Below are 14,971 nucleotides of genomic sequence, written 5' to 3'. Positions count from 1 at the left end.
CAAGCAGCGCCCCTACTTTTTCTTTGCCTTCAGCATCTCGTCCACGATCACCGGGGCGGCGTCCAGCCGTGCCAGTCCCTTAGCCGCGTCCCCCATGGCCCGCAGTTTCGCCGGATCGTCCATCAGTTCCCGGATCGTCCGCGCCAGCAGTTCTCCGGTGAGTTCCTTCTCGATGATCACGAGGCCGGCCCCGCACTTGAGGAGCGCCTCGGCGTTGCGGCGCTGGTGGTCGTCGACGGCATGGGGGTACGGGATGAAGATGCACGGCTTGCCGCAGGCGGTTATCTCGGCGATTGTTGTGGCACCGGCCCGGCAGATGATCAGATCGGCCCACCGGTAGGCGTCGGCCATGCCGTCTATGAACGGCACCGCATCGGCCCGGAACCCGCGCTCGTCGTAGGCCGCCGTCACCTCCTCCAGGTCGTTCTCGCCGGTCTGGTGGGTAATCCGCAGTCGCCCCTTCGCTTCCTCCAGAAACGGGAGGACCTCCGCCATGGTCAGGTTGATCCGGTGGGCCCCGGAGCTTCCGCCGAAGACCAGGAGGTGGAAGGCATCGTCCTGCCGCCCCTCAGCGCCCGTATCGACCACCTGCTCCAGGATCTGCCGGCGCAGGGGGTTGCCGGTGAGGAGCGTCCGCCCCTCCGGGAAGAACTTCCGTGACTCCTCCAGGGAGATGAAGACCTGGTCGGCCACCGTGGCGAGCATCTTGTTCGTGAAACCGGGGATGGCGTTTTGCTCGTGAACGAAGCGGGGAATCTGCATCCCCTTGGCCGCCAGGAGCGCCGGCGCCGAGGCGTAGCCGCCGACACCGAGGACCAGGTCCGGTCGGAACTCCTTCAGGATCTTTCGCGACTGGGCGTAGCCGTAGAGGAACATGGCGAGCCCCTTGGCACGGGCAACGTTCCCCTTGCCGCGGATACCGGCGGCGGTGATGCATTCGAGGCGATAGCCGAGCTTCGGCAGCACCCGCGCCTCGATCCCCTTCCAGGTCCCCACGAAGAGGACCTCGTTCCCCTTCTTGCGGGCGAGGAACTCCTCCGCCACTGCAATCCCCGGGAAGAGATGGCCACCGGTACCCCCTCCCGCAATGAGCAGTCTCATGGCGCCCCCTTCATGCGGGTCGAGACGTTAAGGAGCACCCCGACGGCGAACAGCGTGACGATGAGGGAGCTCCCCCCGTAGCTGATGAAGGGGAGCGCCAGCCCCTTGGTCGGCAGGAGCCCCGTGACGACCGCCATGTTGACGAAGGCCTGGATCCCGAGCAGCGTGGCGATGCCGAAGGCGAGGAACCGTCCGAAGGTGTCCTCGGCCATGAGGGCCACCCGCACACTGCGCAGCACGAGCATCAGGAACATGGCCGCGATGACGATGACCCCGATGAGCCCCAGCTCCTCGGCGGTCACCGAGAGGATGAAATCGGTATGGGCCTCGGGGAGATAGAACATCTTCTGCTTCCCCTCGCCGAGCCCCTGGCCGATGATGCCGCCGTTGCCGAAGGCGAGCCACGACTGGATGATCTGGAAACCGGTGTCGGTCGGATCTTCCCAGGGATTGAGGAACGCCTTTATCCGCCGCATCCGGTACGACTCGGTCATGACGACATAGCAGATGAACGGCACCGCCAGCACCCCCATGCCGAGGATGTAGCGGGGGCGCGTCCCGGCCACGAAGAGCATGATGATCGCCACTATCCCCATGGTGAGCGCCGCCCCCAGGTCGTGCTGCTTGAGAAGGATCCCGAGGAGCAGCGCCAGGAGCACCATGTAGGGGGCGAAGCCGGTGGAGAAGAACTTCACCTTCTCCTGCTTCTTGTCGAGGGAATATGCCATGTACATGATCAGCGCGATCTTCGCCAGTTCCGACGGCTGGAAGTTGAAGCCCGGGAGCCGGATCCAGCGGGACGCCCCCTTGGCGGCGCCGCCGATCCCCGGAATGAAGACGAGGACGAGCAGGGCGAGGCAGCCGAGGAGGATCGGCACGGCGTATTCGCGCCACTTGCGGTAGTCGAACCTCATGGCGAGGGTCATCACCCCGAACCCCATGAGGGCGTAGATGCCCTGGCGCTTCAGGAAGTAAAAGCCGTCGTGAAACTTCTTGGTCGCCATGACCGACGAGGCAGAATAGACCATCACCACCCCGAAGCAGGTGAGGGCCACCGCCATGAGGAGGATGACCAGGTCGTAGCGCTCGATCTCCTTGACGTTCACGCCGAGCTTCACGGCGCACCTCCCCCGGCAAGGCCGTTGACCGCCGCCCGGAACCGCAGGGCGCGTTCCTCGTAGTCGCGGAACATGTCGAAACTGGAACAGGCCGGCGAGAAGAGCACCACCTCCCCCGGCCCGGCCAGACATGCGGCAAGGGCCACCGCATCCTCAAGGGTTGCCGCCATCCGGGTGTCGGTGAGATGGCCGAGCTCCCGGGCCATCCGCTCCCGCGCCTCGCCGATGAGGATCATGTGCCGCACCCGCTCCCGCACCAGAGGGGCGAGGGGGGTGTAGCTCCCCCCCTTGTCCTTGCCGCCGGCGATGAGGGTGATGCCGGTGAAGCTGGCGAGGGCCTTCTCCACGCTCCCGACGTTGGTCGCCTTGCTGTCCTCGTAGTAGCGGACGCCGTCCAGCTCCCGCACGAGCTCCATCCGGTGGGGAAGGCCGCCGAACGCCTCCACGGCCGCCAGCGCCCGTGGCGCGTCGCACCCCAGGAGGAGCGCCGCGGCGAGGGAGGCCATGATGTTCTCGATGTTGTGGACCCCGGTGATCCGGAACCGCTCCGTCGGGAAGCGCTCCTCGCGGCCGCCGTGACGGAAGGTGATGACGCCGTCGCGGTGGAAAATTCCCTCGGCAAGCTCCTGCCGCTGGCTCATGGGGAAGACCGTCGCGCCGATCCGGCCGGCAAACCCCGCCACGATCGGATCGTCCATGTTGAGGACGGCCCAGTCCGAGGCGTCCTGGTTCTCGAAAATCCGGGCCTTGGCGTCGATGTATTCCTGAAAGGTGGCGTAGCGGTCGAGATGGTCCTCGGTGACGTTGAGGAGCACCGCCACCTGCGGCCGGAAGGAGCTGATCCACTCCAGCTGGAAGGAGCTGATCTCCACCACCACCCGCTCCACCGCCTCGCCGCTTCCCGCCAGTTCGATGAGAGGATTGCCGATGTTTCCGCCGACAAAGGTCCGGAAGCCGCAGGCCGAGAAGATCTCCCCGGTGAGGGTCGTAGTGGTCGTCTTGCCGTTGGTGCCGGTGATGGACACCATCGGTGCGGCGATGAAGCGGGACGCCAGCTCGATCTCGGTAATCACCTCGTGTCCGGCGCGCCGCGCCGCCTGGAGGAAGGGGCTTTCCTGGGGGACGCCGGGGCTCACCACCACCGTCTCGGCGGCGGCAAAGTCCGCCTCGTCGTGCCGGCCCAGCACGTAGGTCACCGGGAGTCCGGCCAGCTCTCCGAGCGGTCCCGCAAGGGCGGCCTCATCCCGCAGGTCGGTCACCGTCACCCGGGCACCCCGCTGCGCCAGGAAGCGGACCACCGCCACCCCGGTGCGGGCCAGCCCTACGACGAGTATGTTCTTTCCGGAGAGTTCCATGTTATCTCAGCTTCAGGGTCGAAATGGCGACCAGCGCCAGGATGATGGTGATGATCCAGAACCGGACAATGATCTTCGGCTCCGCCACCCCCTTCAGCTCGAAGTGGTGGTGGATCGGCGCCATCCGGAATATCCTCTTGCCGCGGTATTTGTACGACCCCACCTGGAAGATGACCGACAGGGCCTCTATGACGAAGATCCCGCCGACGATGACGAGGAGGATCTCCTGCTTGGTGATGACCGCCAGGATGCCCAGCCCCCCACCCAGGGAGAGGGAACCCACATCCCCCATGAAAACTTCGGCGGGATAGGCGTTGTACCAGAGAAAGCCGATCCCCGCCCCCACCATGGCACCGCAGAGAACTGCCAGCTCGCCGGCTCCGGGGACGTAAGGAATCTGTAAATAGCTGGAGAGTTTAGCATTCCCGGCAATATAGGTAAACAGCAAATAGGTGGCGGCGTTGATCGCCACGGGACCGATGGCGAGGCCGTCGAGGCCGTCGGTCAGGTTCACGGCATGACTAGCCCCGATTATCACAAGCATCGCGAAGGGGATATAGAAAAAACCCAGGTCAGGATGGAGCCGTTTGAAGAAGGGAAAGTACAGTTCGGTGGAGATCCCGGCGCCATAAACGAGAAAAAAGGCCGCCCCCCCCGCAATCACGTACGACCAGAACATCTTCTGCCGGGGTGAAAGTCCCTTGGGGTTTTTCTCCACGACTTTCTTGTAGTCATCGGTGAAGCCGATGAGGCCGAACCCGACGATGACGAACAGGGTGGTCCAGACGTAGATGTTGGTCAGGTCCGCCCATAGCAGCGTGGGAATAACGATGGAGACGAGGATGAGAATCCCCCCCATGGTTGGCGTCCCCGACTTCTTCAGGTGCGACTCGGGACCGTCGGTGCGGATCACCTGCCGCGCCTGGAGCGCCTCCAGCTTTCGGATCACCCACGGCCCCATGATAAACGATACCACCAGGGCAGTGATGACCGCATAAATAGTTCGGAACGTCAGGTACTTGAAGACGTTCAGGATCCTGAAATCACTGGCCAGCGGATAGAGGAGATGATAGAGCATCAGGCGTGTCCTCTCTCACTGCAGGAGGCGGTCTCCATCGTCCTGATCCCTTCCGCGACCCTTTCCATGGCCATCCCCCGGGAACCTTTCACGAGAATGAACTCTCCCGCACCGACCGTGCGCCGCAGGTCCTGTACGATCTCTTCGTGGCCGGCGGCAACTACGATGACACCCTCGGCCATCCCCCCCTCCCGAGCCCCGGCGGCCACGACCCCGGCCATGGCCCCCATGAGGTAGAGCCGGTCGACGCAGGTGGCAGCGAGGCGTCCCAACTGCCGGTGGGACTCTTCCGCCCCTTCGCCCAGCTCCAGCATGTCTCCGAAGACTGCCACCGAACGGTGCCCGTCGGCGATCTCGCGCAGCGTGGTGAGGGCAGCGGCCATGGAGGCGGGGTTTGCGTTATAGCTGTCGTCGATCAGCACCACGCCGCCTACCTCCTCCAGATTGAACCGGCGGGCGTAGGGATGGAATGTACCGAGCCCACTGGCGATGACATCGGCGGGCACACCGAGCACATGGGCCGCTGCCGCGGCGGCAAGGGCATTGGCGACGTTGTGCCGGCCGAACGCCCGGAGCGTGACCGGCACCGTTTCCCCCGGCAGCCGGAGCATGAACCGCTGCCCCCGGACGCCGAGGCTCTCGATCGATTCCGCCGTCACGTCGGCCGCGCCGAAACCGAAGGAAATCCGGCGCACCCCTTCGGGCGATGGGCACTGGGCGATGAGCTGGTCATCGGCATTGAAGACCGCGCACCCCCCCGGCCGGAGCCGGAGGAAGAGCTCACCCTTGGCCCTCGCCACTCCCTCGACGTTTCCCAGCGTTTCCAAGTGGGCCGGATAGGCGTTGGTGATGATCCCCACGTCGGGGCGGGCAATCTCCGCCAGCCGGTCGATCTCGCCGAACTCGCTCATCCCCATTTCGAGGACCGCCCAGCGATGGGCTCCGGTCAGACGGAAGAGCATCTGCGGCACCCCGACGAGGTTGTTGAGGTTTCCTTCGGTCTTGAGCCCCTCGCCGGTCCGGTCGAGGATCGCCGCCAGCATCTCCTTGGTGGTCGTCTTGCCGTTGCTTCCGGTGACCCCCACGACCGGCAGGCTGAAACGGCGCCGGTGGTACGAGGCGAGGTCCCCGAGGGCCCGCAGCGTGTCGTTCACCACGATGCAGGATAATTCTGCGGGGACACTCCCCCCCTTGAACCACCGCCGTTCGACGAGCGCCGCACGCACGCCGCGCTCCCCCACGGAACCGAGGAAGTCGTGCCCGTCGAACCGCTCGCCTCTCAGCGCCACGAAGAGTTCTCCCGGCGCCGCCGACCGGGAATCGGTGGAGACTCCGGAGGCCTCGCCGCCGGCGTTTTCCCCGGCAACGGTTCCTCCCGTCGCCTCGACAATCTCTGCAATGGTAAACAAGCCCGCTTCCTCTCTACTCCCGGTCCCTCAAGGCGGCGGCCGCCTCTTCCCGGTCGTCGAAATGATGTTTCACCGCGCCGATGATCTGGTAATCCTCGTGCCCCTTTCCCGCCAGCAGCACGATGTCCCCCGGCCTGGCTGCCCGGATGGCAAGACGGATCGCGTCGCGGCGGGATTCCAGGGAGGTGAATCCCTTCTCCCCGGCGAGAGCGAGCTCTTCCGGCGCAAACTCCCGGACCCCCGATCCCCGGATTCCGGCAAGAACTTCCTCGATGATCGCACCCGGCTCCTCCGTACGCGGGTTGTCCGAGGTGACGATCGTCAGGTCGCTGTAGCGTCCGGCAATCTCGCCCATGACCGGCCGCTTTCCCCGGTCACGGTCTCCGCCGCAGCCAAAGACGGTGATGATGCGCCCCCGTGCGATCTCCGCCACCGTGGCGAGCACGTTTTCCAAGGCATCACCGGTGTGCGCATAGTCGACCAGCACCGTCACCTGCCGGTCGTTCTCGACCCGCTCAAGACGCCCCGGGACACAGACGCTGCCGCCGATGGCCGCCGTGATGGTCGCCAGAGGGATGTCGAGGGCAACCCCGGCCGCCACGGCGGCAAGGATGTTGTATAGATTGAACCGGCCGAGGAGTTGGGACCGGAACGACTGCGTTCCCGCCGGGGTCACCAGGGTTGCGGCAATGCCATCCACCGTAAAGCTGACATCCACCGCCCGTACCGCTGCAGCGGCGGAAAGGCCGTAGGTGATCACCGGCGCCGCGGCGGAGGCCGCCAGACGGACCCCGTAGGGATCGTCGATGTTGATGACCGCCGCGCGCCTGGGCTTTACCGCATCGGCCGCCAGGAGCTTGGTGAAGAGCCGCGCCTTGCTGGCGAAATAGCTCTCCATGTCGAGGTGATAGTCGAGGTGATCGCGGGTCAGGTTCGAGAACACCCCGACGTCGAACCGGCAGCCGTCGACCCGATGCTGCTCCAGGGCATGGGAGGAGACCTCCATTACCACTCCCCGGGCCCCCAGGTCCGCGAACTCGCGGATGGTCCGCTGCAGGTCGACGGATTCGGGGGTGGTGTTGGGGGCGGGGATTACCCGCGAGCCGAAGCGGTAGTTGACGGTTCCGAGCACCGCCGCCGGCATTCCGGCCCGGGCCATGATCGTCTCCACCAGATAGGTCGTGGTGGTCTTGCCGTTGGTGCCGGTAATTCCGACCACCGGGACGCCGTCGGTCGGGTTGCCGTAAAAGAGGGCGGCGGCACGGGACATGGCCAGGCGGGCATCTGCCACCTGCAGCCAGGGCATCCCCGCGGGAGCGCGCTTCGGCTCTTCGAGGACCACGGCAACGGCCCCCCGCTCCCGGGCGGCGCCGATAAAGTCGTGCCCGTCGACGGCAACCCCCCTTAAAGCGAAAAAGAGACCGCCGGGCCCAACCTGCCGTGAATCGTAGCAGAGCCCCTCGATCTCCTGCGTCTGGTCCCCATCCGTTGCCGACGGTCCTATGACCTGTGCCAGTTCATCCAGTCTCATGGTTCCTCGCCGTTCGAGTGCAATACGTGCGGTCCCTGGCATCTTGCTCGTTCCTGCGCCTATGCGGAGGGAACAAATTTCACCCAGACCTGGTCGCTGGGTCCGATGCGGTAGCCGGGGGGCGGCCCCTGCTCCACCGCCTTCCCGCTCCCGAGGAGGCGCACGTTCAAGCCCCGCTCTTCCATGGTCTTGAGCACCTGCCTCATGCTCATCCCCCGGAAATTGGGCATCACCGATCCCCCCCCCTCCTCGACGATCGCCCCCTCCGCCGCGGGTTCCTCCTCGGCTGCCGGCACGGTCGCCTTGACCTCGACGGTCTTCGGCTTGCTCCGGACGATGGAATCGGGGGGGACCTTGAGATAGCAGAGGCTCTGGAGTGCGATGGCGCTGAAGGCCGGTGCCGCCACCACCCCCCCGTAGGGGCTCGTCTTCGGCTCGTCCACCACCACCAGTATCGTGAGGCGGGGGCGGTCGGCGGGGACAAAGCCGATGAACGATGCCGTTCGCTTGGTGAGGGAGTACCCTCTGGTCACCGGGTCCACCTTCTGGGCAGTCCCCGTCTTTCCCGCGACCCGATAACCCTCGACGGCCGCGTTGGTCCCGGTCCCTCCCTCGACGGCAACCCCTTCCATCATCCGGGCAACGATCTTCGCCGTCTCGGGGGAGATGATGCGGCGCCGGGGCTGGGGTTCGAAGGAGGAAAGCTCGTTCCCCTCGTTGTCGGTGATCTTCTCCACCAGATACGGCTTCATGAGCACCCCGCCGTTGGCGATAGCGGAAAAGGCGGCAGCGAGCTGGATCGACGAGGCGGTGACCCCCTGCCCGAAGGAGATGGTGGCAAGCTCGATCCCGTACCAGGAAGAGGCGTTTCGCAGGCTCCCTCCCGCCTCCCCCGGCAGGTCGATGCCGCTCCGTTCACCGATGCCGAAGTTCTTGAGATAGGCGTAAAGCCGGGATGCGCCGAGCCGGCTCCCGATCTTGGCGGCGCCGATATTGCTCGAATACTTGAGGATCTCTCCTATGCTGAGGCGCCCGTACTTGTGGGTGTCATGGATCGTCCGGCCACCGATGGAATAGCTTCCTCCCTCGCAGTTGAAGCTGTCGGTGGGGCGGATCACCTTTTCCTCAAGGGCGGAGGCAATCAGGAAGACCTTGAAGGTGGAACCGGGCTCGAAGCTGTCGGCCACCGCCCGGTTGCGCCAGACCGCTGGCGGAGTGGAAGCGGGAGCGTTGAGGTTGAAGGTCGGATAGTTGGCCATCGCCAGCACCTTGCCGGTCTGGGGCTCCATGACGATAGCGGTCCCACCCCGCGCCCCGCTCCCCACCACCGCCTTCTCCAGTTCCTTTTCTGCGATGTACTGGATGTTCTTGTCCAAGGTCAGGACAACGTTGTGACCTTTTGCGCCGTTTTGAACCACCTGCCCCTTGAACGCGACGTCGCGCCCCAGGGCATCCCGTTCGGTCACGAGGTAGCCGGTGCCGCCGAGGATGGTCGAATCGTAGCGCCGTTCGATCCCTTCAAGCCCCTCGGGGTCCAGACCGGTGAACCCGATCACGTGGGCAGCGATTTCCGAGTTGGGGTAGAAGCGTTTCGTCTCCTTGACGAAGTTGACTCCCTCGATCTCCAGTGCCTTGATCCGTTTGACGGTGTCGGGGGGAAGGCGGCGCTGGAGCCAGACGAAGTTCTTGTTCCCCTGGAATTTCCGAAGGATCGCCTCCCTGGTCATTCCGAGCACCGGCGCCAGCTTTACCGCGGCATCGCCCTGGTCCTCGATCGACTTCGGCTCGGCGAAGCAGGAGTCCATCTCCACCGAAACGGCCAGAGGGGCGCCGTTCGCATCGTAGATGGTCCCCCGTGCCGGAATGAGGGGGACGATTTTCTGGTGCTGCCGATCGGCGAGCTTGAGGAGATAGTCGCGCTTGATGACCTGGAGATAGAAGGCGCGGCCCACCGTAAGAACAAAGAGGAGAACGAAGAACCCCCCGATGAACCGGATACGGAAGGTTGTCCATTTCTCCGCATCGTACCTCATTTCACCACGACCACCTGCTGATCGGTGGGGAGCGCCATGCCGAGATCCCCTTTGGCCACCGCCTCGATGCGGGCCGGCGTCTTGAGCGAGGCCACCTCAAGCTTGAGGCGGTTCTGCTCTTCCTGTGCCGCCCGCATAAGCCGATTGGCCTCGGCGATCTCCAGGTTCAGGTCGATGACCCGGACCCTCGACCAGACGTGAAAGACCGAAACGAGCGTCAGGAGCACCAGTACCGCCAAGAGATAGGGAAAAAGCTCCCCCCGCTGGGCGTACATCGTCTCCAGCCTCTTCGGGGCCGCCACCTTGCTGAAATCTGTCCGTGCCTGCGCCATCTCTTCCCTCCTGCCCATTCCATCAACTACAGCTTAGCAACCGCCCGCAGTTTTGCACTTCGCGCCCTCGGGTTTTCCTCCACCTCGCTGCTACCCGCCATCACCGGCCTGCCGGTCAGAATGCGGAGGCGGGGCTTGCCGCCACAGACACAGCGGGGGAAATCCTTCGGGCAGGTGCACCCCTGGGCCAGTTGCCGGAAGGTGTTCTTGACGATCCGGTCTTCCAGGGAGTGAAACGAGATCACGACCCCCCGTCCCCCGGGGGCCAACAGCTCGATGCCGGCCGCCAGTCCCCGCTCGAGGCTTCCGAGCTCGTCATTGACGGCGATCCGCAGGGCCTGAAAGGTCCGGGTGGCCGGATGGATCCGCTCCTCCCACCGGGCCTTCGGAATCGCTCCCTTGATGATGTCAACGAGCTGGGATGTTCTCTCGATGGCTCCCGCTTGCCGCGCCTTGACGATGAAGGAGGCAATCCGCTTCGCCCACCGCTCTTCGCCGTATTTCCAGATGATCCGGGCCAACTCGTCCTCGGTGAGCTCGTTCACCAGGTCGGCGGCCGTCACCTCGGCTTCGGTGTCCATCCGCATGTCGAGGGGGGCATCGGCCTGAAAGCTGAACCCCCGCGATGCCGTATCGAGCTGGTGGGACGAAACCCCCAGATCGAGCAGAAAACCGTCGATGGCGGTAACCCCCATTTCGGCAAGCGCCTCGGCCATCTCCGCAAAATTGCGTCCGACCAGTCTGACCCGCTCGCCGAAGGGCGCAAGGTACGCTCCCGCCGCCGCCCGGGCTGCGGGATCTCGGTCAAAGCCGATCAGTACGCCGTCGGGGGCCGAGGCCTCCAGGATCAGCCGACCGTGCCCCCCGCCGCCAAGGGTACCGTCAACGTAGATCCCGCCGGGCCTGGGGGCGAGGTATTCCAGCACCTCGGCCGGCAGTACTGATCGGTGTTCGAACTCCGCCACCTACAGCCCCAATTCAGCGACCGCCTCCGTGTCGGAGGGGAAATTCTTCATATCCTGGATGCGAACCTTCTCCCGCTCCGCCTGGCTCCAGATCTCGATCTTGTCCATCACGCCGACGAAGAGGATATCCCGCTCCAGAGCGGCACTCTTGCGGAGATGGGGAGGGATGAGGAGCCGGCCGAGCTTGTCGGCACTGCACTCCGTGGCGGGGGAAACGATGGTCCGCATGATGCTGTTGCGCTGGGCGGAGGTAAGCCCTTTGCTGTTGAGGAAGTTTTCCTCGAACTCGAACCACTTCGTGTACGGGAAAATGAGGAGTCCCGAGCTGAATGCGCCGCCGCCCAGATCCACCGGAGACGAGTTGGTAATGAAAAACCGCTCGTCACCATATACATCCACCAGCACCTCCCGGAACTTTGCCGGCAGGCTCGTCCGCCCCTTGGCGTCGATGGTTGTCTCGCAGATTCCCCGGAACACTCCCGCACACCTCTTTCCACGTTTTACCACAATTTACCACTTCGTGGCACAAATCATACCGGCCACCCCAGGGGTTGTCAAGGCAAAAACTGGCGCCGAGATACGTTTTTTTCTAACGTTTTTTCAGACACTTACCAACCATCTCCCCCATCACGGGATGCCAGTGAAGACACACGAAGCGCCTTGCCGGAAAGGAAATCAAATGCCTGCACGGAAGGAAGTTAGATGGAAATCTGCGGGAATGATCAGAAGTGGTGGAAAACCGTGGGCAAGCGGAGGGGGAGAAAATGAAACGGGGGCGCGAAGCCCCCTGCTACTTGTCCTTTTTCCGGTCGAGAAGCGAGACAACCTTCCCCCCCCTGGCCGGCTCCCTGGCCTCGGCGACAGAAGGGTCCGCAGGCGGTGGAGAGGGAGGCGGGGACTCTTCCCGAACGACGGGAGACTCTATCTTTTCCAGCCGGACCGGTGTCCCCCCCATGGTGAAAGGTGTGCCGTTGATCTGCGTCTCCTCGAGAATCCAGGTGTAGACCTCGAGGGGAACCGTGAGCACGAGGAGCTTTACCCGCCACCATCCGGCCTTGACATCGAGGAGAATATCCTCGATCCGGGCATAGAAGCCGGGCTTCTTGTCGACATGAACAAGTACAAGGTCACCGATCGTCGTTGCCATCGACCCACCTTTCAACATACCCGAGAATTGGCTCGCCCCGGCGCAGCACGTCTCTTTAAAAGCCCATGAGGAGACCGTGCATGAAGCGGTTGCCGAAGAGCCGTTCCTGCGCACCGTAGAGATCGCGGAGTTCGCGCTCGCGGCGATAGAACTCGCTGACTCGCTCCGGTTCCCACCTCCCCTCGACCCGCTCACAGTTGAAGGTGACGCAGTTGAAGGGACGATAGGGGGGAGCCATCATGCAGCCGCTCCCGTCGAGATAGGGACACGCCTCACGTCCGAATGCCGGCTCGAAGAGGGGCTTATCTGCCGCAAGGAAAACCAGGATGTCAATCACCATGACGTGGTACTTTCCCCGGACGCAGCACTCGCCGCCACAGGAGGAGCATATTTCCTCGCACCGCATCTCCTCGGCGAGACGGTGGAGTTCCCCCTTCGCCCTTCGGATCGAATCGGCGATTTCGTCAACCCGGCTCCTGAGTGCCGGCGACAGGGCGCGGTACTCGGCCGCGACGGCCGTAACAGCGCGAAGCCAGATGTCACGATCGTTCACTCGATTCCTCCGCGACATGACGAGATGCCGTGCCGCGCTCAAAAAAATTGGCTGAAGCAGACCGTAAGCCGGGTTCTGTTCCCGTCGCGGGTTACCCCTTGACGGGCGATGACCATTCCTCTGGGACCGCCGTTACCGACGGCCTCAAGCAGCCAACCCGGAAGCACGGGCGGGCCACCCTTGACGCTTCCCTATTCGGCCTTGCTCCTGGTGGGGTTTACCTGGCATCCGACGTCACCGCCGGACCCGGTGAGCTCTTACCTCACCCTTTCACCCTTACCCGCCGGGGCGGGCGGACTTCTCTCTGTGGCACTATCCCTGGGGTCACCCCCGCTGGACGTTATCCAGCACCATGCCCTGTGGAGCCCGGACTTTCCTCCCCCCGCGAACGGGGAGCGGCCATCTGTTCTGCTTCAGCCAAACCGTTTGCAATAACTCGTCGCTTGCCCGCTACTGCTCCGGATGGACCACCAGCATCCGCTGGCAATGGGGACAGAGCACCAGATCCCCCCCCCGGAAGAGGCTGTTGTAAAGCTGGGGCGGCAGGTTCATATTGCAGCCGGCGCAGTTGCCGGCGCGGGCTTCCACGACGGCGATCCCCTGGCGCCGCTCCCGCAGGGCTTCGTACCGCTTGAGAAGCGATGAAGGGATCGCCTTTGCCATTGAGGACTTTGCTGCTGCTTCGGTGGCGATCTCCTGATCGAGCCGGTCAAGATCGACCTGCACCTCTGCCTTGCGGGACGCCATGTTCTCGACGAGGGATGCCAGATCAGCCTCGCGGGAGGCGACGTCTGCCGAGAGCTCCTCGGTCTGGGCGGATTTCTGAAGGATCTGCTCCTCCAGCTCCGCCTTGAGCTTGCGGGCGGCCGACACTTCCTTCACCACCGCCTGGTACTCTTTCTGGGTCTTTATCTCCTTCTGTCGGGCCTCGGAACGCTCGATATTGTCATTCTCGGCGGCCAGATTGGCTTCGAGCGCTTGCCGCTCTTCCTCGAGCATTGCAAGCCCCCCCCGTTTCTCCTCCACTGCACGCTGCGACTCCTCCACTTGGCTGTCAAGCTCTGCCAGCTTGCCGAGAAGAGCCTGACGCTCGGCATGCCGCCCGTCGATTTTCAGATCGAGCGCCTGCAGCTCCTCAAGCATCAACATATTTTTTCGCACTCCGCAACCTCCCCTGACCCCTGTTGATAATCTCTGATAAAGGCGGCCTCACCGCCAGACGAACGGATCCCTCTCCCCCTTGAACGGAACGACCTCGGCCTCGAAACGACGCGACGCCAGCTCGGCCCGCAGCCGCCCGGCCACCTCCTCGACCATGATCACCTCGCTCCCGAAGTGTCCCGCGTCGAGAACCGCAATCCCAAGCGCCTCGGCATCCCGTGCCTCGTGATACTTCACGTCACCCGTCACGAGGATGTCGGCTCCCTGCCGCTGGGCATCCCGCAGCAGCGCCATGCCGCTGCCGCCGCACAGGGCCACCCGCTTCACCCGGCGGCCGCCATCTCCCACAAAACGCACCCCCGCAAGCCCGAGACACTCCCTGGCCTTGTCGGCGAAGGCGGCAACCGTTGTCTCTTCCGCCAGGTCGCCGATTCGGCCGAGCCCCCGCGAAGCGCCCTTGTTCAAGAGCGGATAGAGATCGAACGCGGGTTCCTCGTACGGATGGGCCTTCAGCAGTGCGGCAAGAGCGGCGGAGAGATCACGCTTGTGCACCAGCACTTCGATCCGTGACTCCTCCACGTACTCCCGCTTCCCGATCCGGCCGAGGAACGGATGGGCGCCTTCCAGCGGTTTAAAGGTGCCGGTGCCGGCAGACTGGAACGAGCAGTCGGCGTAAGCGCCGATACCACCGCCGAACCGGAAGAGGGCCTCCCGCACCCCCTCTTCATGGCCTGACGGCACAAACACGGCAAGCTTCACAAGCTCCTCCGAGGCCGTTATCCGGAGCGGTTGTCCGTTAGCGATGCCGAGCCGCCCGGCAAGGAGGTCATTCATCCCCCCGTCGGCAATATCGAAGTTCGTATGAAGCGAAATGACCGCCAGGCCGCTTGCAGCGGCCTTCAGGACGAGGTTTCCGGTGGGATCGGCGGCGGAGATGCGTTTCAGGGGGCGGAAGATGAAGGGATGATGGGTGAGGAGAAGCTGGCACTCTGCTGAAATGGCGGCGGCAAGGGTGTCGGATGTGCCGTCCAGGGCCACCATGATCCGGGCGACCGGGACGGCGGGGTCCCCGACCATGAGCCCCACGTTATCCCACTCTTCCGCCAGGGACGGCGGAGCGATTTTATTAACAATTCCAACTATATCGGATACTTTTGGCGCAATCATCGGCAGGAAAAGAAAAAGAGT

14 protein-coding genes and 1 other RNA gene are annotated in these 14,971 nt (G+C 64.2%); all 15 read right to left on the bottom strand.

The genetic code is table 11. The features are described 5' to 3' along the window. Positions 1–12: 12 nt before the first annotated feature. Complete coding sequence (gene murG / locus M6689_RS11835) at positions 13–1,101, bottom strand: undecaprenyldiphospho-muramoylpentapeptide beta-N-acetylglucosaminyltransferase (protein WP_298271921.1); 1,089 nt, start codon at positions 1,099–1,101, stop codon at positions 13–15. Continuing rightward, entirely contained in the window at positions 1,098–2,219 is a 1,122-nt protein-coding gene (gene ftsW, locus M6689_RS11830) for a putative lipid II flippase FtsW (protein ID WP_298271919.1), read from the bottom strand. Before ftsW ends, murG begins: the two co-directional genes overlap by 4 nt. After that, positions 2,216–3,574 (bottom strand): UDP-N-acetylmuramoyl-L-alanine--D-glutamate ligase, encoded by a 1,359-nt coding sequence (gene murD / locus M6689_RS11825; protein WP_298271917.1) that lies wholly within the window; start codon positions 3,572–3,574, stop codon positions 2,216–2,218. The genes ftsW and murD overlap by 4 nt, the downstream gene beginning before the upstream one ends. Position 3,575: 1 nt before the next feature. Then, positions 3,576–4,652, bottom strand: a complete 1,077-nt coding sequence (gene mraY, locus M6689_RS11820; RefSeq protein WP_298271915.1) for a phospho-N-acetylmuramoyl-pentapeptide-transferase — start codon at positions 4,650–4,652, stop codon at positions 3,576–3,578. Further along, positions 4,652–6,061 (bottom strand): UDP-N-acetylmuramoyl-tripeptide--D-alanyl-D-alanine ligase, encoded by a 1,410-nt coding sequence (gene murF, locus M6689_RS11815; protein WP_298271912.1) that lies wholly within the window; start codon positions 6,059–6,061, stop codon positions 4,652–4,654. The genes mraY and murF overlap by 1 nt, the downstream gene beginning before the upstream one ends. Positions 6,062–6,074: 13 nt before the next feature. Beyond that, positions 6,075–7,592 carry a UDP-N-acetylmuramoyl-L-alanyl-D-glutamate--2,6-diaminopimelate ligase gene (locus tag M6689_RS11810; RefSeq protein WP_298271909.1) on the bottom strand — a complete coding sequence of 506 codons (1,518 nt, stop codon included), beginning with the start codon at positions 7,590–7,592 and terminating at the stop codon, positions 6,075–6,077. 59 nt (positions 7,593–7,651) lie between these two features. Beyond that, on the bottom strand, positions 7,652–9,625 hold the full coding sequence (locus M6689_RS11805; protein ID WP_298271907.1) for a penicillin-binding protein: 1,974 nt from the start codon (positions 9,623–9,625) through the stop codon (positions 7,652–7,654). Continuing rightward, positions 9,622–9,957 (bottom strand): cell division protein FtsL, encoded by a 336-nt coding sequence (gene ftsL / locus M6689_RS11800; protein WP_298271905.1) that lies wholly within the window; start codon positions 9,955–9,957, stop codon positions 9,622–9,624. Before ftsL ends, M6689_RS11805 begins: the two co-directional genes overlap by 4 nt. A 26-nt stretch (positions 9,958–9,983) precedes the next feature. Beyond that, complete coding sequence (gene rsmH, locus M6689_RS11795; protein WP_298271903.1) at positions 9,984–10,922, bottom strand: 16S rRNA (cytosine(1402)-N(4))-methyltransferase RsmH; 939 nt, start codon at positions 10,920–10,922, stop codon at positions 9,984–9,986. Next, the gene (gene mraZ, locus M6689_RS11790; RefSeq protein ID WP_298271902.1) at positions 10,923–11,399 is read right to left on the bottom strand and encodes a division/cell wall cluster transcriptional repressor MraZ; all 477 of its coding nucleotides are present in this window, start codon (positions 11,397–11,399) and stop codon (positions 10,923–10,925) included. A gap of 313 nt (positions 11,400–11,712) precedes the next feature. Further along, on the bottom strand, positions 11,713–12,069 hold the full coding sequence (locus M6689_RS11785) for a hypothetical protein (protein WP_298271900.1): 357 nt from the start codon (positions 12,067–12,069) through the stop codon (positions 11,713–11,715). Positions 12,070–12,124: 55 nt separating this feature from the next. Continuing rightward, a complete protein-coding gene (locus M6689_RS11780; RefSeq protein ID WP_298271898.1) occupies positions 12,125–12,622 on the bottom strand; it encodes a hypothetical protein in 498 nt (165 codons plus the stop codon). 48 nt (positions 12,623–12,670) lie between these two features. Continuing rightward, an RNA gene (rnpB, locus tag M6689_RS11775) (RNase P RNA component class A) lies at positions 12,671–13,038 on the bottom strand. Between the two features lie 34 nt (positions 13,039–13,072). Continuing rightward, positions 13,073–13,771: a C4-type zinc ribbon domain-containing protein gene (locus M6689_RS11770; RefSeq protein ID WP_366949746.1), complete on the bottom strand. Its 699-nt coding sequence runs from the start codon at positions 13,769–13,771 to the stop codon at positions 13,073–13,075. Positions 13,772–13,831: 60 nt separating this feature from the next. Further along, positions 13,832–14,950 carry a Nif3-like dinuclear metal center hexameric protein gene (locus M6689_RS11765; protein ID WP_298271891.1) on the bottom strand — a complete coding sequence of 373 codons (1,119 nt, stop codon included), beginning with the start codon at positions 14,948–14,950 and terminating at the stop codon, positions 13,832–13,834. Positions 14,951–14,971 lie beyond the last annotated feature (21 nt).

This window comes from Geobacter sp., from assembly GCF_027327745.1.
In the GTDB taxonomy this organism is placed as follows: domain Bacteria; phylum Desulfobacterota; class Desulfuromonadia; order Geobacterales; family Geobacteraceae; genus Geobacter.
This window is presented reverse-complemented; position numbering and strand designations above follow the sequence as displayed.

Bases quoted from the DNA above. Each gene is read 5' to 3' on its own strand.
- mraY (WP_298271915.1), bottom strand. From the start codon at position 4,652: ATGCTCTATCATCTCCTCTATCCGCTGGCCAGTGATTTCAGGATCCTG.
- M6689_RS11770 (WP_366949746.1), bottom strand. From the start codon at position 13,771: ATGTTGATGCTTGAGGAGCTGCAGGCGCTCGATCTGAAAATCGACGGG.
- murD (WP_298271917.1), bottom strand. From the start codon at position 3,574: ATGGAACTCTCCGGAAAGAACATACTCGTCGTAGGGCTGGCCCGCACC.
- murG (WP_298271921.1), bottom strand. From the start codon at position 1,101: ATGAGACTGCTCATTGCGGGAGGGGGTACCGGTGGCCATCTCTTCCCG.
- M6689_RS11810 (WP_298271909.1), bottom strand. From the start codon at position 7,592: ATGAGACTGGATGAACTGGCACAGGTCATAGGACCGTCGGCAACGGAT.
- M6689_RS11765 (WP_298271891.1), bottom strand. From the start codon at position 14,950: ATGATTGCGCCAAAAGTATCCGATATAGTTGGAATTGTTAATAAAATC.
- M6689_RS11805 (WP_298271907.1), bottom strand. From the start codon at position 9,625: ATGAGGTACGATGCGGAGAAATGGACAACCTTCCGTATCCGGTTCATC.
- M6689_RS11785 (WP_298271900.1), bottom strand. From the start codon at position 12,069: ATGGCAACGACGATCGGTGACCTTGTACTTGTTCATGTCGACAAGAAG.
- ftsL (WP_298271905.1), bottom strand. From the start codon at position 9,957: ATGGCGCAGGCACGGACAGATTTCAGCAAGGTGGCGGCCCCGAAGAGG.